At 55.0% G+C, this 22,427-nt stretch carries 21 protein-coding genes; 8 read left to right on the forward strand and 13 right to left on the reverse strand.

The window, feature by feature from the left end:
- The first annotated feature begins 18 nt into the window (after positions 1-18).
- Both srlR and gutQ read left to right on the forward strand, forming a co-directional pair.
- The gene (srlR, locus tag SK38_RS17160) at positions 19-792 is read left to right on the forward strand and encodes a glucitol operon DNA-binding transcriptional repressor SrlR (RefSeq protein ID WP_003037350.1); all 774 of its coding nucleotides are present in this window, start codon (positions 19-21) and stop codon (positions 790-792) included.
- A complete protein-coding gene (gene gutQ / locus SK38_RS17165) occupies positions 785-1,750 on the forward strand; it encodes an arabinose-5-phosphate isomerase GutQ (RefSeq protein WP_003825938.1) in 966 nt (321 codons plus the stop codon). The genes srlR and gutQ overlap by 8 nt, the downstream gene beginning before the upstream one ends.
- On the opposite strand, the gene norR is transcribed toward gutQ, so the two are convergent.
- A complete protein-coding gene (gene norR / locus SK38_RS17170) occupies positions 1,747-3,267 on the reverse strand; it encodes a nitric oxide reductase transcriptional regulator NorR (RefSeq protein WP_048215691.1) in 1,521 nt (506 codons plus the stop codon). The two genes, gutQ and norR, sit on opposite strands and share 4 nt — an antisense overlap.
- A gap of 191 nt (positions 3,268-3,458) precedes the next feature.
- Here norR and norV point away from each other — a divergent pair, with 191 nt between their 5' ends.
- Positions 3,459-4,907 (forward strand): anaerobic nitric oxide reductase flavorubredoxin, encoded by a 1,449-nt coding sequence (gene norV, locus SK38_RS17175; protein WP_008785624.1) that lies wholly within the window; start codon positions 3,459-3,461, stop codon positions 4,905-4,907.
- Positions 4,904-6,037: an NADH:flavorubredoxin reductase NorW gene (norW, locus tag SK38_RS17180; RefSeq protein ID WP_048215690.1), complete on the forward strand. Its 1,134-nt coding sequence runs from the start codon at positions 4,904-4,906 to the stop codon at positions 6,035-6,037. The genes norV and norW overlap by 4 nt, the downstream gene beginning before the upstream one ends.
- A 161-nt stretch (positions 6,038-6,198) precedes the next feature.
- Here norW and hypF read toward each other — a convergent pair whose 3' ends face one another.
- The 3 genes from hypF to SK38_RS17195 all read right to left on the reverse strand — a co-directional run bounded on the left by hypF (position 6,199) and on the right by SK38_RS17195 (position 10,287).
- Complete coding sequence (gene hypF, locus SK38_RS17185; protein WP_048236635.1) at positions 6,199-8,439, reverse strand: carbamoyltransferase HypF; 2,241 nt, start codon at positions 8,437-8,439, stop codon at positions 6,199-6,201.
- A gap of 143 nt (positions 8,440-8,582) precedes the next feature.
- Positions 8,583-9,128, reverse strand: a complete 546-nt coding sequence (gene hydN, locus SK38_RS17190; protein WP_003037366.1) for an electron transport protein HydN — start codon at positions 9,126-9,128, stop codon at positions 8,583-8,585.
- A 145-nt stretch (positions 9,129-9,273) separates the two neighbouring features.
- Positions 9,274-10,287, reverse strand: a complete 1,014-nt coding sequence (locus tag SK38_RS17195; protein WP_048215688.1) for a LacI family DNA-binding transcriptional regulator — start codon at positions 10,285-10,287, stop codon at positions 9,274-9,276.
- A 264-nt stretch (positions 10,288-10,551) separates the two neighbouring features.
- On the opposite strand from SK38_RS17195, the gene ascF reads away from it, so the two are divergent.
- The 3 genes from ascF (at position 10,552) to SK38_RS17210 (ending at position 13,865) form a co-directional block, all read left to right on the forward strand.
- Positions 10,552-12,006, forward strand: coding sequence for a PTS cellobiose/arbutin/salicin transporter subunit IIBC (gene ascF / locus SK38_RS17200; RefSeq protein WP_032944740.1), 1,455 nt, complete (start codon positions 10,552-10,554; stop codon positions 12,004-12,006).
- A gap of 22 nt (positions 12,007-12,028) precedes the next feature.
- Entirely contained in the window at positions 12,029-13,453 is a 1,425-nt protein-coding gene (locus tag SK38_RS17205; protein WP_048236894.1) for a 6-phospho-beta-glucosidase, read from the forward strand.
- A 172-nt stretch (positions 13,454-13,625) separates the two neighbouring features.
- Entirely contained in the window at positions 13,626-13,865 is a 240-nt protein-coding gene (locus tag SK38_RS17210; protein ID WP_008785630.1) for a SymE family type I addiction module toxin, read from the forward strand.
- A gap of 56 nt (positions 13,866-13,921) precedes the next feature.
- Here the strand turns inward: SK38_RS17210 and hycI are convergent, their stop codons facing one another.
- The 9 genes from hycI to hycA form a co-directional block, all read right to left on the reverse strand.
- Complete coding sequence (gene hycI, locus SK38_RS17215; RefSeq protein WP_048215686.1) at positions 13,922-14,392, reverse strand: hydrogenase maturation peptidase HycI; 471 nt, start codon at positions 14,390-14,392, stop codon at positions 13,922-13,924.
- Positions 14,385-14,795, reverse strand: coding sequence for a formate hydrogenlyase maturation HycH family protein (locus SK38_RS17220; protein WP_003037385.1), 411 nt, complete (start codon positions 14,793-14,795; stop codon positions 14,385-14,387). Before SK38_RS17220 ends, hycI begins: the two co-directional genes overlap by 8 nt.
- Positions 14,792-15,559: a formate hydrogenlyase subunit HycG gene (hycG, locus tag SK38_RS17225; protein WP_003037388.1), complete on the reverse strand. Its 768-nt coding sequence runs from the start codon at positions 15,557-15,559 to the stop codon at positions 14,792-14,794. The genes SK38_RS17220 and hycG overlap by 4 nt, the downstream gene beginning before the upstream one ends.
- Entirely contained in the window at positions 15,559-16,101 is a 543-nt protein-coding gene (locus tag SK38_RS17230; protein ID WP_032944742.1) for a formate hydrogenlyase complex iron-sulfur subunit, read from the reverse strand. Before SK38_RS17230 ends, hycG begins: the two co-directional genes overlap by 1 nt.
- Before the next feature lie 9 nt (positions 16,102-16,110).
- Positions 16,111-17,820 (reverse strand): formate hydrogenlyase subunit HycE, encoded by a 1,710-nt coding sequence (gene hycE, locus SK38_RS17235; RefSeq protein ID WP_003037393.1) that lies wholly within the window; start codon positions 17,818-17,820, stop codon positions 16,111-16,113.
- A gap of 17 nt (positions 17,821-17,837) precedes the next feature.
- Positions 17,838-18,761 carry a respiratory chain complex I subunit 1 family protein gene (locus SK38_RS17240; RefSeq protein ID WP_048236636.1) on the reverse strand — a complete coding sequence of 308 codons (924 nt, stop codon included), beginning with the start codon at positions 18,759-18,761 and terminating at the stop codon, positions 17,838-17,840.
- Between the two features lie 2 nt (positions 18,762-18,763).
- On the reverse strand, positions 18,764-20,590 hold the full coding sequence (hycC, locus tag SK38_RS17245; RefSeq protein WP_003825912.1) for a formate hydrogenlyase subunit 3: 1,827 nt from the start codon (positions 20,588-20,590) through the stop codon (positions 18,764-18,766).
- Positions 20,587-21,198 (reverse strand): formate hydrogenlyase subunit HycB, encoded by a 612-nt coding sequence (gene hycB / locus SK38_RS17250; RefSeq protein ID WP_003825909.1) that lies wholly within the window; start codon positions 21,196-21,198, stop codon positions 20,587-20,589. Before hycB ends, hycC begins: the two co-directional genes overlap by 4 nt.
- A 143-nt stretch (positions 21,199-21,341) precedes the next feature.
- Positions 21,342-21,800, reverse strand: a complete 459-nt coding sequence (gene hycA / locus SK38_RS17255) for a formate hydrogenlyase regulator HycA (protein ID WP_008785633.1) — start codon at positions 21,798-21,800, stop codon at positions 21,342-21,344.
- A gap of 198 nt (positions 21,801-21,998) precedes the next feature.
- Here hycA and hypA point away from each other — a divergent pair, with 198 nt between their 5' ends.
- Positions 21,999-22,370: a hydrogenase maturation nickel metallochaperone HypA gene (gene hypA, locus SK38_RS17260; protein WP_008785634.1), complete on the forward strand. Its 372-nt coding sequence runs from the start codon at positions 21,999-22,001 to the stop codon at positions 22,368-22,370.
- Positions 22,371-22,427: the final 57 nt, after the last annotated feature.

The following is a 22,427-nucleotide window of genomic DNA, read 5'->3' on the forward strand; positions in this document are numbered from 1 at the left end:
GTCAGGGTAATCACGCCTATGAAACCTCGTCAGCGTCAGGCTGCCATACTGGAGCATCTGCAAAAGCAGGGCAAATGCTCGGTTGAAGAACTGGCCCACTACTTTGACACGACCGGCACGACCATTCGCAAAGACCTGGTCATTCTGGAAAATGCCGGAACCGTCATTCGTACCTATGGCGGTGTGGTATTAAATAAAGACGAATCCGACCCGCCAATCGATCACAAAACGCTAATCAATACGCATAAAAAAGAGCAGATTGCCGAAGCCGCCGTCCGTTTTATACACGATGGCGACTCTATTATTCTGGATGCGGGTAGCACCGTACTGCAGATGGTGCCGATGCTCACGCGCTTTAGCAACATCACCGTCATGACCAACAGTCTGCACATTGTTAACGCCCTTTCGGAGCTGGACAACGAGCAAACTATCCTGATGCCCGGCGGGACCTTTCGCAAAAAATCTGCGTCATTTCACGGTCAGCTGGCAGAAAACGCCTTTGAGCAGTTCAGCTTTGATAAACTCTTCATGGGCACCGACGGCATTGACCTTAATGCCGGCGTGACCACCTTTAATGAGGTGTTTAGCGTCAGTAAAGCGATGTGCAATGCCGCTCGCGAAGTGATTCTGATGGCTGACTCGTCAAAATTTGGGCGCAAAAGCCCTAATGTTGTATGCAGTCTGGAAAGCGTCGACAAGCTGATTACCGATGCGGGCATCGACCCTGCGTTTCGTCAGGCGCTGGAAGCAAAAGGGATTGAAGTGATCATAACCGGAGAAACCAATGAGTGATGCACTACTGAACGCGGGCCGTCAGACGTTAATGCTGGAACTACAGGAAGCCAGCCGACTGCCAGAGCGACTGGGCGATGATTTTGTCCGCGCCGCTAATACGATTATCCACTGTGAAGGCAAAGTCATTGTCTCCGGTATTGGTAAATCAGGTCATATTGGCAAAAAAATTGCTGCGACCCTCGCCAGTACCGGCACGCCCGCCTTTTTTGTGCATCCGGCGGAAGCGCTGCACGGCGACTTAGGGATGATCGAAAGCCGTGATGTCATGCTGTTTATCTCCTACTCCGGCGGTGCGAAAGAGCTGGATCTCATCATTCCGCGCCTGGAAGACAAATCCGTCGCACTGCTGGCAATGACCGGAAAACCGACCTCACCGTTGGGTCTGGCCGCCAAAGCCGTGCTGGATATTTCCGTTGAGCGCGAAGCCTGTCCGATGCGCCTGGCACCGACGTCCAGCACCGTAAATACGTTGATGATGGGCGACGCGCTGGCGATCGCCGTAATGCAGGCGCGCGGCTTTAACGAAGAAGATTTTGCCCGCTCACATCCGGCAGGTGCGCTGGGCGCTCGTCTGTTAAATAAAGTGCATCATCTGATGCGCCGTGACGATGCCATACCTCAGGTGAAGCTCACCACCAGCGTTATGGACGCGATGCTGGAACTCAGCCGTACGGGTCTTGGCCTGGTCGCGGTCTGCGACGACCAGTCACTGGTGAAAGGGGTCTTTACCGACGGTGACCTGCGCCGCTGGCTGGTTGGCGGCGGAGCGCTCACCACCCAGGTTAGCGAAGCTATGACTCAGAATGGCATTACGCTACAGGCGCAGAGCCGCGCGATTGACGCCAAAGAGATCCTGATGAAGCGTAAAATCACTGCCGCACCGGTGGTCGATGAAAACGGTAAACTCACCGGTGCTATCAACCTGCAGGATTTCTATCAGGCCGGTATTATCTAATCCTTCAGACCCAGACGTTTCGCCAGCCGGTGCAGGTTGGCGACGTCTGTTTCCAGCGCCCGCGCGCTTGCCGCCCAACTGTGATTATTTTGCGCCAGTGCCCGGCGGATCATCTCCCGCTGGAACGACTCTGTTGCTTCACGCAGATTGTGATGTTGTGGGATCTCCGCAACAACTTCCGCCACCTGCGGAGCCGGACCTTCATCCTGCAAGGCAAAATGCTGCGCCTCCAGCACCACTTCATCCCCTGCCCTGGTAGCCCTGGCCAGAACAACCGCCCGGTGAATGGCATGTTCCAGCTCGCGCACGTTTCCGGGCCAGCCGTAATTCAGCAGATGACTACGCGCGCCAGGGCTTAGCACCACGCGGGAAAGACCCAGCCGTAGTCGGCATTGCTCGCAAAAATAGCCGGCCAGCAGCACCACATCTTCGCCGCGCTCACGAAGAGGCGGTACAGAAAGGGGGAAAACGCTCAGACGGTGGAACAAATCCGCGCGGAAATTCCCGGCCAGCACCTCTTCGCGTAAATCACGGTTCGTCGCCGCCAGCACCCGCACATCCACGCGCAGGCTGCGATCGTCACCCACGCGCTGAATATCGCCGTACTGCAATACGCGCAGCAGCTTAGCCTGTAGCGCCAGCGAGAGTTCGCCTATCTCGTCGAGAAACAGCGTCCCATTGTCGGCCATTTCAAACTTACCGCTACGATTGCTGATAGCCCCGGTAAATGCACCTTTTACGTGACCAAACAGCTCACTTTCGGCTACGGTTTCCGGCAACGCCGCGCAGTTCAGATACACCAGTGGATTCACCGCGCGCGGCGAACCTTCATGGATAGCTTTAGCCACCAGCTCCTTCCCGGTTCCTGTTTCGCCGCTAATCAGCACGTTGAGATCGGACCCCGCCACAATCTCAATTTCTTTTTTCAACTGCATCATATTGGGCGACAGGCCAATCATCTGGGTTTCCGTCACCTGCTCAAAGTTGGTTGACGAACCTGGCAGCATATTCTGGCTTTCCAGTTGTTCAATCAGCAGCGCATTGCTCAGCGCACCCGCCGCCAGCGCGGCAATCAGCCTAAGTTCCTCATCGCTGAAAACATCGAACTGATCGGGCTCCATGCCATCCAGGGTTAACGCACCAATCAAATTTTGACCGGCGAACAACGGCAGCCCAATACAGGCATGCACCTTCAGACTCTCCTGCCCCGGAATCAGACCATCATATGGGTCTGGCAAATCGCTGTCGGCAGGGAAACGAACCACGTCTCCGGCGCGGGCAATCGCCTCCAGACGCGGATGCCCTTCCAGAGTAAAGCGTCTGCCGAGAACATCCTGCGCCAGCCCATCGATCGCCAGCGGAATAAACTGTCGCGACTCATAGCGCAGCAGTGCCGACGCGTCGCACTCCAGCACCTGACGCAAAGTGGTTATCAGACGTTGAAAACGGTCCTGATGTCCAATACCGCTTTGTAATTCAATGGCGATGCCCGCCAGCACGTCTACGGAAAAGCTCATGACTACCTCATTGTCATTTTGACAATTCATATTGTCATATTGACAATAAAATGAATAGTCATTTTGACTACCACTTAATAAGCAGGAAACAATAAAACCATTAAAATCAAAAAGATAAAAAGTTGGCACGCAACCTGCAATAAGCAAAACATCTTTTTTAGAAAAACGCTGAATTAATTACTGAGGTTGCTATGTCTATTCTGGTTAAAAATAACATTCATTGGGTTGGCCAACGTGACTGGGAAGTTCGTGATTTCCACGGGACTGAATACAAAACGCTGCGCGGCAGCAGCTACAACAGCTATCTCATCCGTGAAGAAAAAAATGTCCTGATCGATACAGTAGACCACAAGTTTAGCCGTGAATTCGTGCAGAACCTGCGCAGTGAAATTGACCTCGCGGATATCGACTACATCATCATTAACCACGCGGAAGAAGACCATGCAGGGGCGCTGACTGAGCTGATGTCCTGCATCCCGGACACGCCGATTTACTGCACAGCCAACGCCATTGACTCCATCAACGGGCATCACCATCACCCGGAGTGGAACTTTAACGTGGTGAAAACCGGTGATTCACTGGACATTGGTAACGGCAAACAGCTGATCTTCGTTGAAACGCCAATGCTGCACTGGCCTGACAGCATGATGACCTACATGACCGGCGACGCGGTGCTGTTCAGTAACGACGCCTTCGGTCAGCACTACTGCGACGAACGTCTGTTTAACGACGAAGTTGACCAGACCGAACTGTTCGAACAGTGCCAGCGTTACTACGCCAACATTCTGACGCCGTTCAGCCGTCTGGTTACACCGAAAATTACTGAGATCCTCGGCTTCAACCTGCCTGTCGATATGATTGCCACTTCCCACGGCGTGGTATGGCGCGACAACCCGACGCAAATCGTGGAAATGTATCTGAAATGGGCGGCGGATTATCAGGAAGACCGCATCACCATTTTCTACGACACCATGTCCAACAACACCCGCATGATGGCGGACGCCATAGCCCAGGGCATCAACGAAGTTGACCCGAACGTGGCGGTGAAAATCTTTAACGTCGCCCGTAGCGATAAGAACGAAGTTCTGACTAACGTCTTCCGCTCTAAAGGCGTGCTGGTCGGTACTTCGACGATGAACAACGTAATGATGCCAAAAATCGCCGGTTTGGTGGAAGAGATGACCGGCCTGCGTTTTCGTAACAAACGCGCCAGCGCCTTTGGCTCACACGGCTGGAGCGGCGGCGCAGTAGACCGTTTGTCTACGCGTTTGCAGGATGCTGGTTTCGAAATGTCGCTGAGCCTGAAGGCGAAATGGCGTCCGGACCTGGATGCGCTGGAACTATGCCGCCAGCACGGCCGTGAAATCGCGCGCCAGTGGGCGCTTGCGCCACTGCCGGAAACAACCGTAAAAGCCGCATCCAAAGAAGAAGAATGCGCTTGCGCCGCTGCGGCTGCCGCCGATCTTGGCCCTAGCATGCAGTGCAGCGTGTGCCAGTGGATTTACGACCCGGCAAAAGGTGAACCGCTGCAGGATGTTGCGCCGGGAACACCATGGAGCGACGTGCCTGACAACTTCCTGTGCCCGGAATGTTCATTAGGTAAAGACGTCTTCGACGTCCTGGCAACGGAGGCAAAATGAGCCGCGGAATTGTCATTATTGGTTCGGGCTTCGCCGCCCGCCAGTTAGTCAAAAATATCCGTAAGCAGGATGCAAATGTCCCGCTGACCCTGATTGCTGCGGACAGCATGGATGAGTACAACAAGCCCGATCTCAGCCATGTTATCAGTCAGTCACAGCGTGCAGACGACCTCACCCGCCAGTCGGCGGGGGAGTTTGCCGAACAGTTTAATTTGCGTCTATTTCCGCACACCTGGGTAACCGACATCGATGCTGATGCCCACGTAGTGAAAAGCCAGGATCAGCAGTGGCAGTACGACAAACTGGTGCTGGCGACGGGCGCGTCAGCCTTTGTACCGCCGGTTACCGGACGTGAGTTAATGCTCACGTTGAACAGCCAACAAGAGTATCGCGCTTGTGAAACGCAGCTGCGTGACGCCCAGCGGGTGCTGATTGTCGGCGGCGGCTTGATTGGCAGTGAACTGGCGATGGATTTCTGTCGTGCCGGTAAAGCGGTAACGCTTATCGACAACGCCGCCAGCATTCTGGCTTCGCTGATGCCACCGGAAGTTAGCAGTCGCTTACAGCATCGTCTGACCGATATGGGCGTACACCTGCTGTTGAAATCACAGCTTCAGGGGCTGGAGAAAACGGCGTCAGGTATTCGTGCCACGCTCGATCGTAGCCGCAGCGTAGAAGTCGATGCGGTGATCGCCGCCACCGGCTTACGCCCGGAGACCGCACTGGCGCGTCGTGCCGGATTGAACATCAATCGTGGCGTCTGCGTCGATAGCTACCTGCAAACCAGCCACCCGGACATTTATGCTCTCGGCGACTGTGCGGAGATTAACGGTCAGGTGCTCCCGTTCCTGCAGCCGATTCAGCTGAGCGCCATGTATCTGGCGAAAAACCTGCTCGGCGGCAATGCGCCATTGAAACTGCCAGCCATGCTGGTAAAAGTCAAAACGCCAGAACTGCCTCTGCATTTGGCCGGGGAAACCCAGCGCCGCGATCTAAACTGGCACATCGCCGCCGAAGCGCAGGGAATGGTTGCCAGAGGGATGAACGACGAAGGCCAGCTGTGTGCGTTTGTCGTCAGTGAAGACCGCATGAAAGAGGCCTTTGCGCTGCTGAAAACGTTGCCTGTGTAAGTCTGGGATACCGGATGGCGCCGCTTCGCGTCTTATCCGGCCTACGACTTTGCCCGGCAACGCTGCTACTGATTTATTAACCTCACGCACATGGATGTGCGTTGCCACTTGTCGGTATGCCCCGACATGTTTTTCTTGCCCCGCCAGTCCCGGGGCTTTTTTTATTTTTGCGCCAACGCTCGCGCCGCGGCAATCACGCCCTGCCCCAATGACAACCCGCCGTCGCCCGCCGGTAAACGCTGCGGGAACAGTAAGGTAAAATCACGCAGATAAAACGCCAGACGGGCCGACAATAAGCGGTTATGCATCACGCCACCGCTAAATACTAACGTCTTAATCCCGCGCGCTTCGGCCTGCATTCGCATCAGAGTGGCAAAACCACGCGCCAGCGCGTCGTGAAACGCCCATGCCCTTTCTGCTGGTTTGGCCTGCCAGTTAAGCCATTGCTGCCAAAAAACCGCTAAGTCCAGCTGATTGTCATCAAGCGGCACCGTGACTGGGTGATCAACGCCATTACATTGCGATGCCATCGCCTCAAGCGCACAGGCCGCTTCACCTTCATAACTCAATGATTCCGGTGCACATTGCAACGCGGCGGCAACGGCATCAAACAGTCGTCCGCACGATGACGCCAGCGGAGCGTTAACTCCCCGTTCAATAGCGCGCGCCAGCACGTTCCAGTTTTGATGTTGCAGCACCGATGTTTCCGGATAACGCTGCCAGTCAGGAACAAAACGCAGGCACTGCGCGAGCAGATTACGCCACGGCTGTTTTGCCGCCAGATCGCCGCCCGCCAGCGCTACCGCCGGTAAGCCGCCAAGGTGTTCGCATTCACGATAGTTGACCCGCAAACACTCTCCCCCCCACAGCGCGCCGTTTTCCCCCATACCGATACCGTCTAGCGTCAGAGCAATCACATCACCGCCATTGAGCGGCCAGCCGTGCTCCGCAAGACACGCAGCGGCATGCGCATGGTGATGCAGCACCGTTTCAGTTGGCAGCTCCATTTCACTGGCCCACTGGCTGGAAACATAGCCAGGGTGTGCATCATGCACGATACGCTGCGGCGTAAAGTCATAAATGTTCTGGATCAGGCGTAGCGCATCACGCCACTGTTGCTGAATGCCGTCATCGCTAAGATCGCCCAAATGCTGGCTGATAACCGCCTGCTCGCCGCGCACCAGACAGAAAGTATTTTTCAGATCCGCCCCTAAGCACAGCATCGGCGGCACGTCGCGAAATCCTGGCGGTAGTGCGACCGCATCTGGCACATATCCCCGGGAACGACGCAGCATTTCCCCACTGTCGCGCACCACGGAGTCATCCATCCGCTGCACAATTTCGCGATTATGCAGCAGGAAACCGTCGGCAATGTCGTGTAAATCTTCCAGCGCCTGGGCGTTGGTAATGGCCGGAGGCCTGCCGCTGAGGTTGCCAGAGGTCATCACCAGCGGACAATTCATCTCTTGTAAGAGTAAATGCTGTAACGGATTCGCTGGCAGCATGACGCCAACCTCCGTTAACCCCGGCGCAATGCCCTCGCTCAATGCAGCGACATAGCGTTTCTGCACCAGCACGATCGGCGCAGCAGGGGTAGTCAGCAAACGACGAGCGGGTTCAGGCAATCCTTCATCAGAGGGCAGCATCACTGCCAGAGGTTTCGCCGGACGGTGTTTGCGCAGCCTGAGTAGCGCAACGGCGTTATCATTTCGCGCATCGCACACCAGATGAAACCCACCAATGCCTTTAACCGCCACAATACCGCCTGCTTTCAGCCGCGATACCGCCGCCTGCAGCGCCTCTTCTTTCTCCGCCCGCTCACCCGCACAGAACCACTCCAGATGAGGGCCGCATGCCGGACAAGCCACTGGCTGGGCGTGGAATCGACGGTCGTACGGATCGCGATACTCTTTGTCACATTGCGAGCAGAGTGGGAATGACGCCATTACGGTAAACGGACGATCGTAGGGCATGGCGCGGATAATCGTAAAACGCGGACCACAGTGGGTGCAGTTGATAAAGGGGTAGCGGTAACGACGTTCACCAGGGGTGTTCATTTCTACAAGGCATTCGGGACAAGTCGCGGCATCCGGAACGATTTGCGTATTCATCGTACCGCCAGCACTTTGACGAATCGAGAAATCGGCAGGCTGCTGCGTCCAGGCGAATGGTTCGCTCTCAACGCTGTCAATGCGCGCCAGCGGTGGGCAGTGTTGATACAACTGCGCAATAAATTCCGCCGGATCTTCCTGTAAGCGCACAACCACACCGTCACCGTCGTTACACACATCGCCATGCAGTTGTAAGCGCTGCGCCAGTTGCCAGACGTAGGGGCGAAATCCGACGCCCTGTACTTTGCCGCGAATACGCAGCTGTACGCCGGAGTGGTTGTTTATTGTCATTAAGTCGTTCCCGCAGTCATCTATCCCGGTTTGCCTGATGGCGCTACGCTTATCAGGCCTACGTGGATGCGAACAGTAGGCCGGATAAGGCAAAGCCGCCATCCGGCATAAGTACTACCGTATTTTACGCGGATTTTCAGATATCAGAACAGCAAAGATGCGGTGGAATCCAGCGCGGCGCGACGACGTTTTTCCGCGCTCAGTTGCTCAAGCTTATTGCGATCCACATATATCAGTGCGTGAGTCGGGCACACTTCCATACAGGCAGGACCGGCCTCACGATGGTGGCACAGGTCGCACTTATTGGCTTCAGCTTTTTCTGCACGGACGTTCAGACCTGCGCCGCTGTTACGCACGACCGGACGCACGACCACTTCCATTGCGCCGTAAGGACAAGCCACAACGCAGGTTTTACAGCCAATGCAGCGTTCCTGCATTACGTGGACAAAACCTTTATCACGGCTGATCGCACCGTTCGGACAGACGTTAGCGCACGGCGCGTCTTCGCACTGGCGGCACAGCGTCGCCGTGGAGACATTAACACCTTTGATGACGTGAATGCGGGGTAAAAAGGTTTCAGGGGTCAGCGATGCGCAGTCCTGGTTATCCTGATGGGATACCACGCAGGCCACTTCACAGGTACGGCAACCAATGCATTTATTGGCGTCTGCAATGATGAAACGGTTCATCAATTTCTCCAGCAATGACAGAATATCTGCCGAAGCATACACAAATCGTGCCAGAATTTAATTTGCTGTTTTTAAAGGTATTTTATTCTGAAGAACGCAAGAAGGGCGTGTCATCGTCACTAGTGACGATGACAAATGACAGCCGTCAGCGCGAAACGGGCGGCGCAACTGAGTCGCGCGCAATGAGTTCACCGGTGAAGGTCTTTGACGGCGTAAACGCCCCGTCACCTAACATAAAGATCAGGCGCCCAATCGTTTCCTGAATCATTTCTGTTACCGGAATTTTAACGCTGGAAAGCGCCGGAATAGTGTATGGCGCGAGGGCGATATCATCAAAGCCAATCACCGACACCTGTGCGGGAACGCTCACACCATGCTCGTGCAACTGCTTCATCGCGCCGATCGCCATATCGTCATTGCTGGCCACCAATGCGGTAAAATTGACCTTGCGCGAGAGCAAAGTATCCACACCCGCTGCGCCGCAGGCTGGCGTCCATTTCCCTTTAACAATCAGATCATTATTTAGCGCGATCCCATGATGTGCCAGCGCGTCTTTATAGCCTGAAAGTCGCTCCACGCCGGTTGGCGAATCCATCGAGCCGGTAATAAAACCAATCTCTTTATGCCCGGTGGCAATGAGCTGAGTAACGGCGTTAAAGCTGGTCTGCTTTTGATCGCACCATACGCTATGGCTACTGTTTTTCCGCAGGCGTCGATTAAGCACCATAATCGGCTGGCTGTGGGCATCGATGATGTCATCTATCTCATCCACGCTGAGAAAACGCGGATAAATCATAATCGCGTCACAGCGCAGGTCGAGCAGGTACTGGATCGCCTGGCGCTCTTCCTCAGCGCTATGCTTACCGTCAGCCAGTAACAGCTGGCGCCCTTTATCTTCCGCCATCCGCGCGGTATGAAACAGCAGTTCGCTGAAATAGACGCCGTGATAAAGGGTGTTTGTTACCACCAGACCCAGTGTCTGCGTGGTTTTCGCCGCGAGACTGCGCGCCAGCAAATTTGGGCGGTAACCACTCTCTTCAATGGCCTGAAACACGCGGTCTTTGGTTTCCTGGCTGACATAGCCGTTTCCGGAAAGCACCCGGGAAACCGTCGCTTTCGACACTCCGGCACGCTTCGCCACCTCCAGCATCGTGGTCATATTACTCATCCCTTTTATCTCGATGTGACGCAGTGTACTGCACCGTTTTGCCGCTGTCCTTGCTGCTAAATCGCAGACGCTGACATCTGGTGATCGGAGTCACAATTACAAAAATTGATCAAAATTAAATCTTGATCAGTCAATGTAATTTAAACATGATTTTGTGGAACCGGTTTCCTATCTGCGTTTCATCAACCCAGAAAAGCGACCCACGTAAACGGATAAAAAATAACGTACTCTACTGATAAAACAGGATTAAATCCGATGTCCAAGAATTATGCAGCGCTGGCGCGCTCCGTTGTGACGGCTCTGGGAGGCGTCGACAACATCACAGCAGTGACCCACTGTATGACCCGTTTGCGTTTCGTTATCAAAGATGACTCGCAGGTCGACAGCGCGACGCTGAAAACCCTCACTGGCGTGCTCGGCGTGGTGCGCAACGAGAACCAGTGCCAAGTGATTATCGGCAACACCGTTTCGCAGGCGTATCGTGAAGTGGTCAGCCTGTTGCCTGCCAACATGCAGCCTGCTGAGCCGCAAATCAAACCCCGACTGACGCTGAAGCGGATTGGCGCGGGGATCCTTGATGCGCTGATCGGCACAATGTCGCCGTTGATCCCGGCGATTATCGGCGGATCAATGCTCAAGCTGCTGGCGATGGTTCTGGAAATGACCGGCGTGCTGGTGAAAGGATCGTCCACGCTCACCATTCTGACCGTCATTGGCGACGGTGCATTCTTCTTCCTGCCGCTGATGGTCGCCGCGTCGGCCGCTATCAAATTCAAAACCAACATGTCGCTGGCTATCGCCATCGCGGGCGTACTGGTGCATCCCAGCTTTATCGACCTGATGGCGAAGGCCGCGCAGGGTGAGCACGTTGAGTTTGCCCTGATCCCAGTGACGGCGGTGAAATACACCTACACGGTGATCCCGGCGCTGGTCATGACCTGGTGCTTGTCATACATCGAACGTTGGGTCGATCGTATAACTCCGGCGGTGACCAAAAACTTCCTCAAACCGATGCTGATCGTGCTGATCGCCGCCCCGCTCGCCATCGTCATCATTGGCCCGATCGGTATCTGGATCGGTAGCGCGATTTCAGCGCTGGTCTATACCATCCACGGCTATCTCGGCTGGCTGTCAGTGGCCATTATGGGCGCGCTGTGGCCGCTGCTGGTAATGACCGGTATGCACCGTGTCTTTACGCCAACCATTATTCAGACCATTGCCGAAACCGGAAAAGAAGGCATGGTGATGCCGTCGGAAATCGGTGCCAACTTGTCGTTAGGTGGTTCATCGCTGGCAGTGGCATGGAAAACCAAAAACCCGGAGCTGCGCCAGACGGCGTTAGCGGCCGCCGCCTCAGCCATCATGGCGGGCATTTCCGAACCCGCGCTGTATGGCGTGGCAATCCGCCTGAAACGTCCGCTGATTGCGAGCCTTATCAGCGGTTTTATCTGCGGTGCTGTTGCTGGAATGGCCGGGCTTGCAAGCCACTCCATGGCGGCTCCAGGTCTGTTCACCAGCGTCCAGTTTTTCGATCCGGCCAATCCGATGACCATCGTTTGGGTATTTGGCGTAATGGCGCTGGCGGTAGTGCTTTCTTTTGTATTAACGCTGATTCTCGGCTTTGAAGATATTCCTGTCGAAGATGCAGCCGCGCAGGCCAGAAAAAACCAGGCCGCACAACCGGGCAATATCAATGGAGCCAGCATTTGACTGGTACGAACTGAGGTTAATTATGTCTGTTTTTCCGCAAGGATTTTTATGGGGCGGCGCACTGGCCGCCAACCAATCTGAAGGGGCATACCGGGAAGGCGGCAAAGGGCTGACTACCGTCGATATGATCCCCCACGGCACACACCGCATGCCCGTCAAACTGGGTCAGGAAAAGCGCTTTACGCTGCGGGATGACGAATTTTATCCCAGCCATCAGGCGATCGACTTTTATCATCGCTATAAAGAAGATATCACGCTAATGGCGGAAATGGGGTTTACGGTTTTTCGTACTTCCATTGCCTGGAGCCGCCTCTACCCTAACGGCGACGAGCTGACGCCGAATGAAGACGGAATTGCGTTTTATCGGGCCGTGTTTGCCGAGTGTAAAAAATACGGTATTGAGCCATTAGTCACGCTGTGTCACTTCGATGTGCCTATGCATCTGGTCACCGAGTACGGCTCCTGGCGTAACCGCAAAATGGTGGAGTTCTTTACCCGCTACGCCCGTACCTGCTTCGAGGCCTTTGACGGTCTGGTGAAGTACTGGCTGACGTTCAACGAAATCAACATTATGCTGCACAGCCCCTTTTCAGGCGCCGGGCTGGTATTTGAAGAAGGTGAAAATCAGGATCAGGTGAAATATCAGTCCGCTCACCACGAACTGATAGCCAGCGCCCTGGCGACTAAAATAGCCCATGAAATTAATCCGCAAAACCAGGTCGGTTGTATGCTGGCTGGCGGTAATTTTTATCCTTACTCGTGTAAGCCGGAAGATGTGTGGACCGCACTGGAAAAAGACCGTGAAAACCTGTTCTTTATTGATGTGCAGGCGCGCGGGGCCTACCCGGCTTACTCTGCCCGCGTTTTTCGCGAAAAAGGCGTGGTAATCGAAAAAGCCCCAGAAGACGACGACATACTGAAAAACACCGTCGATTTCGTCTCTTTCAGCTATTACGCATCGCGCTGCGCCTCCGCTGAAATGAACACGGGCAATACCAGCGCTGCCAACGTGGTGAAGTCGCTGCGTAATCCGTACATTGCCACCAGTGAATGGGGCTGGGGAATCGATCCGCTCGGCCTGCGCATCACCATGAATATGATGTATGACCGCTACCAGAAACCGCTGTTTCTGGTGGAAAACGGGCTGGGAGCGAAAGATGAAATCGATGCTAACGGTGAGATCAATGACGACTATCGCATCAGCTATTTACGCGAACATATTCGCGCCATGGCAGACGCGATTGAAGATGGCGTGCCGCTGATGGGTTACACCTCCTGGGGCTGTATCGATCTGGTTTCAGCCTCAACCGGTGAGATGAGCAAACGCTACGGTTTTGTATATGTGGACCGCGATGACGCGGGCAACGGCACGCTGGCACGTACACGCAAGAAATCATTCTGGTGGTACAAAAAAGTCATCGCCAGTAACGGTGCCGATCTGGCATGACGGATCTGCCGGAGGGGGTTACAGCCTTCCGGCAGAAGTACATATTTTCATTTCATTTATTACATTCCGGATTTGGAATCGTCCTTCCAGTTTCAGGTTTGCCCTCCCCCTTTTTTACTGGCATTTTATTCAGTAGTTTTTAATCCTGGCCGTTCACCACAAGGAAGCGTGCATGTTTGATAAAAAGGGCAAAACAGCGGTGGCAATCACCAAACCAGTACGTCGCTTGAAAGTCAGCTATGTCAGAAAACGCCATGAAGATCCAAAAACGGGTTATACGCGACGAATCAGTCGTCACGCCTCACTCACGCTGAACGGCGACTGGCTGGAACAAGCGGGATTCCCTACCGGGACGGCAGTGAATGTATCAGTGATGCAGGGGAAATTAATTATTGAGCAGGCAATTGAATGACGAGGATACACTGGGAAAACAGGCCGGATGTCGTTCACATCCGGCACTGATACGGTTTACTCTTCTGGTGCTTCCAGCTCGGAGAATCCACCGTGTCCTTCCCAACCGGCTAATCGCTGATAGACGGTATCAACAGCATCTTTGATCGGCTGTGTCATCGGGTAGTAAAAACCGACGATGTCCGGTTGAATGCCGAGGAAAATTACCTCACCAACATCGTCTTTCAGCTGATCTACCAGGTAGTTCAGCGGCATGTTGTGGGTGGTCATCATGAACATCTCGGCAATGTCATCGGGATCGATAATGCGGATTTCACCGGGGTTCAACCCCATATCGGTGGCATCAACAATCAACAAACGTTGCGGACGCAGTTCTCGGATGGCGATAATATCGTTCTCCGGCGCGCTACCGCCGTCGATGACAACCCAGTTGCCTTGAGGATTTGCAGCACACATTTCAGCCAGCAGCGGGCCCGCGCCGTCATCGCCCATCATGCTGTTACCCACACATAATAAAACGTCAGTCACGGTGTCTCCTCACCATCAGATAGATGGCGCTTTCCTGGTGTATGTCGTGCAGCATGCTAAGCATCAGCTTGCTCCACTCCTGCTGCTGCGGGGTCTGCACGGCACGCGCATCATCGAACGCGCGCGCCAGCATTTGTACATGGTTGAAATCGATAACGATCTCGCCGTATTTCGGCACGCCTTCCATTTTCCGGCGGGCTTCGCTTCCCTCAGCAAGGGTAGCAATCCATGCCAGATATTCGTCCCATGGACAAGTTAACGCCGCTTCCAGGCAATCGATGATCCCAAGGTGGTGACCAATCGCCAGGCTGTAATAGACAACCTGCTGCGCCTCAGCGGGCGTCGCATCGTTCTCATCAATAAACTTACGGCTCAGTTGACTGAACACCACCGTTTCACTCATCGGATACGCGCCTCTTCGACAACATGGTTAAGATGCGTGACGATCTCGGTCAGACGCGGATCGTTTTCCGCTTCCAGCCAGCGCGCCACCTGATGCTCGCCCTGCCCTAACTGCGTCATATAGTCATCAGCAATCTGGCGACCATAGCGGTATCCCGCCAGACGGCGAGCCTCGCGATCCACCTTCACACGCAGCGGTTGAACCATGTCCGGATGCAGAATTTCCGCCGGCTGTTCGTCCAGTTCACCCGGCGCACGCGCGTGAATTTTTTGCTCCAGCAGACCCAGCGCCATGGCAAAACCATACAGCGTTGCCGCAGGCGTCGGCGGACAACCTGGAATATACACGTCCACCGGTACGATTTTGTCCGTGCCGCCCCATACGCAGTATAAGTCGTGGAAGATACCGCCGCTGTTACCGCAGGCACCGTAAGAGATACAAATTTTCGGATCTGGCGCAGACTGCCAGGCACGCAGCGCCGGAGAGCGCATGGCACGGGTTACCGCGCCGGTAAACAGCAGAATATCCGCATGGCGCGGTGACGGGACGACTTTGATGCCAAAACGTTCGGCATCAAACAGCGGAGAAAGCGTAGCAAAGATTTCGATTTCGCAACCGTTGCAGCCGCCGCAGTCCACGCGGTAAACATACGCTGAACGCTTGATGCTTTTCAGCAGCGATGCTTTCATGCTGGCAATGGATTCATCCACCGTCATCGGTACCGGAATACCGTTGGCGTCACGTGGGCCTAATAAATTGCTCATCAGCTGGCCTCTTTCATATGGCGAGTCAGTTCAATACGGTCAGACGGCACCAGGCATTTCTGGCGCTTACAGTCCGGGCAGGTCTCAAAGCTTTCACGGTGGTTTTCCGCGCGGGTATCACCGTTGTGCTTAAGCAGCGCAATGGCGTAATCAATCTCTTTTTGCACCGCAAACGGACGGTTACATACGCGGCAATTGCACAGCGCAAAACGAGACTGCTGCAGGAAATCATCTTTCTTCCACACCGCCAGCTCATACTCCTGCGACAGCTTGATTGCCGCTGTCGGGCAGACTTCTTCGCAGCGGGCGCAGAAAATGCAGCGCCCAAGGTTGAACTGCCACGCCAGCTCATTGGTGACCAGATCGGTTTCTACCGTCAGCGCGTTCGACGGGCACGCGTTCACACAGGCCGCACAGCCGATGCACTGCTGCGGATTATGTTCCGGTTTGCCACGGAAGTTTTTATCGACCGCAATCGGCTCCAGCGGATACGACGACGTCGGTGCCCCGGTTTTGATGACTTTTTTGATAAAGGTAAACATGGCGATTCCTTATTTCAGCGGCGAGTTTTTACGCTCGATGCTGTAGCGCTCAAGTTCTTTGTACGGCACGACTTTGCTCTTCTTCTTACGCACATCAACCACAGTCATACGGTCAGTACAGGAGTAGCAAGGATCGAGGCTACCGATAATCAGCGGGGCATCGGAAACGGTATTGCCACGCAGCATGTAGCGCAGCGTCGGCCAGTTGGCGTAAGTCGCCGCACGGCAGCGCCAGCGATACAGTTTCTGGTTGTCGCCGGTCATGCTCCAGTGGATGTCATCTCCACGCGGCGCTTCAGCAAAGCCCAGTGCGAAACGGTGAGGAATATAGGTAAAGCCTTCCACCATCAGCGGGCCGCCCGGCAGGTTGTCCAGACCAAAGTCGATCATATTCAGCGCGGTGTAGACTTCATTAATACGGACTTTCAGGCGAGAAATAACGTCGCAGCCCTGCTCGCTGTGAACTTCCATCGGCAGCAGACCATAACCGACAAACGGGTGATCGGCGCGGGTATCACGCGCGTGGCCGCTGGCGCGAACCATCGGGCCGACGTTACTGAAGTCACGGGCAATTTCCGGATCAAGACGACCAATACCAACGGTACGCTGTTCCATGTTCGGCGTGCTGAGCAGCATATCGACCAGTTCCTGCACGTCACGACGCATCTGCTGCGCCAGTTGACGGGTCTGGATCATATCTTCTTTCAGCAGATCACGACGGATACCGCCGATCAGGTTCAGACCGTAGGTTTTACGTGCCCCAGTGAGGATCTCAGCCATCTTCATCGACGTTTCACGTACGCGGAAGAACTGCATAAAGCCGGAGTCAAAACCGGTGAAGTGACAGGCCAGCCCGAGGTTGAGCAGGTGCGAGTGCAGACGCTCAACTTCCAGCAGAATGGCGCGGATCATCTGCGCACGTTCCGGCACCACGATGCCCATCGCATTCTCAACGGAGGTGGTATAAGCGGTGCTATGCGCAAAGCCGCAGATGCCGCACACGCGATCCGACAGGAACGTCACTTCGTTATAACCCATACGGGTTTCCGCCAGTTTCTCCATGCCGCGGTGGACATAGAACAGACGGTAATCGGCGTCGATAATGTTCTCACCGTCAACAAACAGGCGGAAGTGACCGGGTTCATCGGAGGTGACGTGCAACGGGCCAATCGGCACCACGTTATTTTTCTTGTCGCCCAGTTCGTTGATGAACTCGTAGGTTTCAGCATCGGTAGTCGGCGCCGGGCGCTGACGATAATCCATGCTGTCTTTACGCAGCGGATAGAGTTCGTCCGGCCAGTCATCCGGTAACACCAGACGGCGCTCATCCGGTAAACCAACCGGGATCAAACCGTACATGTCGCGCACTTCACGCTCGCCCCAGACGGCAGCCGGAACGCGCGGCGTGACGGACGGGAACTCCAGCTTATTGGCATCGACTTCAACGCGGACAGTTATCCAGCATTTGGTGCCCTGCTCCATCGACATCACGTAATAAACGGCGTAATGACCGCACAGCTGGCGTTCGTCGTTACCAAACAGTACGGATAACCAGCCGCCCTGCTTGTAGTACAGGAACTCCACCACTTCCGGCAGGTAGTTCACCTTGACGGTGATCGTCAGCTGATCTTTGGTCTGCCAGGCTTCATCCAGCACCACGCCCGGAAAGGCCTGGTGCAGCGCAGCGAGATATTGTTGACCTAATTTTTCTTCAGACATGCTCAAACTCTCTTAAATCACGCCACCAGCAAGGAGACGAACGCTAAAAACGCAAACCCAAAACCGGCCCAGGTCACGCGTGAAGTGGCGCAAAAACGCAGACGCGCCATGCTGTTTTCGAACAGGGCGATGACCAGCACGCCGAGGACCAGCTTGACGACGGCAATCACCAGCGCCAGCAGCAGTCCACCGGCGGTGAAGGTTTCCATCTGTCCCCACGGCAGGAACACGCCAACGAACATTTGCAGAACGACCAGCTGTTTGAGGCTAATGCCCCACTTCAGCACGGCAAAACCGCTGCCGCTGTATTCGGTCAATGGACCTTCCTGCAGCTCCTGCTCTGCTTCCGCCAGATCGAACGGCAGTTTGCCCATTTCGATAAAGGTGGCGAAAGCACAGGCGCACAGTGCCAGAATCAGCGGAATGCTGCGCGCAGCAGGCCAGTGATAAATGGTATCGGCGATATTGCTGATATGGGTTGAACCCGCAACCTGTGCCGCTACCCACAGCCCCAGCAGCAGGATAGGTTCAACCAGCACGCCGAGCATCGCTTCACGGCTGGCGCCAATGGCGGTAAACGGGCTACCGGTATCCAGTCCCGCGATAGAGAAGAAGAAACGGGCGATGGCGAACAGGTAAATTAAGGTGATCAGATCGCCCAGTTGTGGCAGCGGCGAGCCAACGGTCACTACCGGCAACGCAGTGGCGATAGTCAGCATCACGCCCACCATCACAAACGGCGTCAGGCGGAAAACCCAGCTGGAATCCGCAGGCGCAATGCTCTGACGGCCCAGCAGTTTGATAATGTCGCGGTATTCCTGCAAAGCGCCCGGACCGCGGCGATTGTGCAAACGCGCACGCGCCACGCGGGTAACACCGGACAGCAGCGGCGCAACGGCAAACAGCACCAGCGCCTGAATTAACGGATATAAAACACTCATTCTCAGGCTCCTCGTGAAACCACAATCACCACCAGCACCGCCAGCTCAATCAGCGCCAGGCGACGGAACAGCACCGGTGCAGCCGCATTCTGCCAGCCCGGAACCAGTGATACCGGGTTCAGCCATTTACGCAGTTTGAGTACCGGGGCAAAGGCTTCTTTCACCGGCATGGCAAAACCGTGCGCGGTAATCACCATTGACTGCTCGTGATCGTAACCACACACCCATGCCGCACCGCGTGAACGCGACGGCAGACGGTTGCCTTTGAAAATGGCCATGATGATGAACGGCAGCAGCGGACACGCGATCAGCAGCAGCGTGATCATTGGCTGAGAAACGGTGGTGTTCGCGGTTTCCAACGGCAGCGGAACGGCAGAGGAGATCATCGGCAGCAGCCACGGCGCAGCAACGCCGCCAATCACGCAGCAGATAGCCAGCGCGACGACGCTCACTCCCATCAGGATTGGCGCGCAGCAGGCATTTTCAGCTTCCTTCGTGCGCGGTGCGCCAAGGAACGTAACGCCATAGACTTTCGCCATACACATCACCGCCAGCGCGCCGGTAATTGCCAGCCCTACCGCCAGCAACGGTCCTAACAGGCTACCGACAAACGCGCCGCTGTTGCCAAGCTTAAAGAAGGATTGGTAGATAACCCATTCACCGGCAAAACCGTTCAGCGGCGGCAGTGCGGCCATCGCCATCAGACCAACCAGCATCGCCAGCGAGATAACCGGCATACGTTTACCGATACCGCCCAGTTTTTCGATATCACGATGACCGGTACGGAACCAGATGCTGCCTGCGCCCAGGAACAGAACGCTTTTGAACAGGCTGTGGTTTACCAGGTGGTACAGACCGCCGGTCAAACCCAGCGCAATCAGTGCCGGTTGATTCAGGGAAATTCCGGTCACGCCAGCGCCCAGACCCAGCAGAATAATGCCGATGTTTTCCAGCGTGTGGTACGCCAGCAGGCGCTGGATATTGTGTTCCATCAGCGCATACAGACCGCCAACAAACGCGGTGATCATGCCCAGCACCAGCAGCGTAATCCCCCACCACAGCGGCGCGTTACCGCCCAGCAGCGACAGGGAGAGAATACCCAGCAGACCAACCTTCATGACGACGGTAGAGAACAGCGCCGCAGCCGGTGCGCTGGCATTGGCGTGTGCCTGTGGCACCCAACCGTGCAGCGGAATAATCCCGGCCAGCAGGCCAAAACCTGCCACGCCCAGCAGCCAGATGTCAGACCCGAGCGGCAGCTCCTGGGTGCGCAGGTCTAGCAGACGCAGCTCCAGAGTGCCGTAACGTTGCCACACCAGGTAGCAGGCGACCGCCAGCAGCAGCGTACCAATACGCCCCAGCGCAAACCACAGTTTGCCTTCTTTACTGCATCCGGTGAGGAACACGGCACACAGCGCCATGATTTCCGCCATCACCACCAGCGTACCGAGGTTACTGGCAACCACCGCACATACCGCCGCGGCCATCAGCAGATTCACCAGCAGGCCGTTAGCTTTCACCTGAGGATGACGATGCCAGTCAATGTTGTACAGGCTGACAAACAGGCCGCACAGGCCCAGTGTAATCAGCCAGATAGCATTAAGCGGAGTAATTTGCAGACTGTGACCAATAAACGGCATCACGCCGCTCACTGCCAGCGCATTAGTCAGAACGGTAAAACCCGCGGCTGCCGTACACAGGCTGCCGACTGCACCGCCAACCCCAGCAATCCAGCCGCTCAGCGATTTATGAAATGAAAACAGAAATGCCAGAACCGCAGCCGCTGTAAACCAGGCTACGCCGCTGTTAATCAGTGAAATTGCGCTCATTTTGCATCCCCACTCTGAGCCTGCTGAAACAAGGTGAGATCGCCGAAATCGGTATTGAAAGTCAGCTCTCGCTTACGTTTGCTGGCGCGGGCGATATCCATGTTGCTCACCAGATGCAGGGCTTTGGTCGGACACATGCGCACGCAGGCAGGACCTTGCTCGTCAAAACTACACAGATCGCATTTCACCGCGATGGCACGAACGCCAGGAACCCAGTCCAACAGCGAACTCACGCGAGCAGGCGCTGGCGGAGCCGGAGGCGCTTTTGGCGTATTGGCGTTTGCCGGAATGTGTAGCGGACGGCTACCGGAAAACTCTATCGCGCCAAACGGACAAGCGATCCCGCACAGTTTGCAGCTTACGCACAGGCTTTCGTTCAGCTGTACGGCGCCATCAACGCGGTTAATGGCATTAACCGGACACACGGTGGCGCAAGGCGCATCTTCACACTGGTGGCAAAGCTGCGGCGCGGATTCTTTTTCATTTAACATCACTTTCAGGCGCGGCATTGACTGCAGGCCATGCTGGCGATGTGTCTCTGAGCAGGCGGCTTCACAGGTGTGGCAGCCAATACAAAGAGTGGAGTCAGCAATTACAAAACGATTCACCAGGCATTCCTCAGGTGATAGTCATTTTTGACGAAAACATGTCTACCAAATGTCATTTCGACATTTTTCGACATGCCCATTCCCTAAAACGTCGTGACGCAGTATGTAGACCGCACCATGACAAAGTGGGCAGCACCCGAGGCTTAAGCCGGGCTGTGTCCCTCAACCAGCTGGCTTAAATTCACCGGCATATTGTTCTCAACCGCGGTGTACAGGCTGTCGTAGACGGTGGCGATTTTTTCGAGATAGTGCTCCAGCACCTGCTCGCGATCGCGGTTGCTAATACGCTCATCGACCTTACCGTCGATAGTCAATTCTGCCTGTGCAATCAGCTGCTTATCATCACCGTCTTTCGTTTCGACGTAGTATTCGATGGTATGGCTGTTAAAGCCGTCCGCCAGCGTGACGTAGATAGTGAAGTGTTCAAAAAGGACGAAGCAGAGATCCTTGTCCGGTGCGCAGCTCATCGCATGATGCAAACGCGCTTTTGACAGGGTGATCCCCTGAACCAGCGAGTTGCAGTAAATACGCCACTGGTCCTGTAGGCGACGATGCCGTTCAGCGATGTAATCGGCTTTTTCGCTTATTTCCCAAATAGTCATGTCAGGTTACCCGTTTAGCAGAGATGAACAGCCTTAAGCACATTTCATGCCAAAATTAAATTACTTAATTTTCATATAGATAAAAAATCAAAGGCGGGTGACGACATGTCATTTCGTCATCGTCGTCATTGTCACGAATGAAAAAAATCAACCTGGCATGCTTATTGCTTTTAATACGGCAACTTCACAGGAGGCGGTATGCACGAAATAACCCTCTGCCAACGGGCACTGGAATTGATTGAACAACAGGCCACGCAACACGGTGCTAAGCGAGTAACTGGGGTCTGGCTCAAAATTGGCGCATTTTCTTGCGTAGAAACCAGCGCTCTCTCCTTTTGTTTTGATCTGGTATGCCGCGGGACCCTTGCAGAAGGTTGTAAACTCCACCTCGAAGAACAAGAAGCCGAATGTTGGTGCGAATCTTGTCAGCAATACGTCACGTTACTGACGCAACGCGTGCGCCGATGCCCGCAATGCAACAGCGATATGCTGAGAATTGTGGCCGATGACGGCTTACAGATTCGACGTATTGAAATAGATGAAACTCCAGCGCCGGATGGCGACGCTTAAGCGTGTTATCCAGCCTACAGAAACAGCTCGTTTGTAGGCCGGATAAGGCAACGCAGC

This window comes from Citrobacter sp. MGH110, from assembly GCF_001037515.1.
GTDB lineage: Bacteria > Pseudomonadota > Gammaproteobacteria > Enterobacterales > Enterobacteriaceae > Citrobacter > Citrobacter portucalensis.

Coding starts and splice junctions, on each gene's coding strand:
- srlR (WP_003037350.1), top strand. CDS start 19: ATGAAACCTCGTCAGCGTCAGGCTGCCATACTGGAGCATCTGCAAAAG.
- gutQ (WP_003825938.1), top strand. CDS start 785: ATGAGTGATGCACTACTGAACGCGGGCCGTCAGACGTTAATGCTGGAA.
- norR (WP_048215691.1), bottom strand. CDS start 3,267: ATGAGCTTTTCCGTAGACGTGCTGGCGGGCATCGCCATTGAATTACAA.
- norV (WP_008785624.1), top strand. CDS start 3,459: ATGTCTATTCTGGTTAAAAATAACATTCATTGGGTTGGCCAACGTGAC.
- norW (WP_048215690.1), top strand. CDS start 4,904: ATGAGCCGCGGAATTGTCATTATTGGTTCGGGCTTCGCCGCCCGCCAG.
- hypF (WP_048236635.1), bottom strand. CDS start 8,439: ATGACAATAAACAACCACTCCGGCGTACAGCTGCGTATTCGCGGCAAA.
- hydN (WP_003037366.1), bottom strand. CDS start 9,128: ATGAACCGTTTCATCATTGCAGACGCCAATAAATGCATTGGTTGCCGT.
- SK38_RS17195 (WP_048215688.1), bottom strand. CDS start 10,287: ATGACCACGATGCTGGAGGTGGCGAAGCGTGCCGGAGTGTCGAAAGCG.
- ascF (WP_032944740.1), top strand. CDS start 10,552: ATGTCCAAGAATTATGCAGCGCTGGCGCGCTCCGTTGTGACGGCTCTG.
- SK38_RS17205 (WP_048236894.1), top strand. CDS start 12,029: ATGTCTGTTTTTCCGCAAGGATTTTTATGGGGCGGCGCACTGGCCGCC.
- SK38_RS17210 (WP_008785630.1), top strand. CDS start 13,626: ATGTTTGATAAAAAGGGCAAAACAGCGGTGGCAATCACCAAACCAGTA.
- SK38_RS17220 (WP_003037385.1), bottom strand. CDS start 14,795: ATGAGTGAAACGGTGGTGTTCAGTCAACTGAGCCGTAAGTTTATTGAT.
- hycG (WP_003037388.1), bottom strand. CDS start 15,559: ATGAGCAATTTATTAGGCCCACGTGACGCCAACGGTATTCCGGTACCG.
- SK38_RS17230 (WP_032944742.1), bottom strand. CDS start 16,101: ATGTTTACCTTTATCAAAAAAGTCATCAAAACCGGGGCACCGACGTCG.
- hycE (WP_003037393.1), bottom strand. CDS start 17,820: ATGTCTGAAGAAAAATTAGGTCAACAATATCTCGCTGCGCTGCACCAG.
- SK38_RS17240 (WP_048236636.1), bottom strand. CDS start 18,761: ATGAGTGTTTTATATCCGTTAATTCAGGCGCTGGTGCTGTTTGCCGTT.
- hycC (WP_003825912.1), bottom strand. CDS start 20,590: ATGAGCGCAATTTCACTGATTAACAGCGGCGTAGCCTGGTTTACAGCG.
- hycA (WP_008785633.1), bottom strand. CDS start 21,800: ATGACTATTTGGGAAATAAGCGAAAAAGCCGATTACATCGCTGAACGG.
- hypA (WP_008785634.1), top strand. CDS start 21,999: ATGCACGAAATAACCCTCTGCCAACGGGCACTGGAATTGATTGAACAA.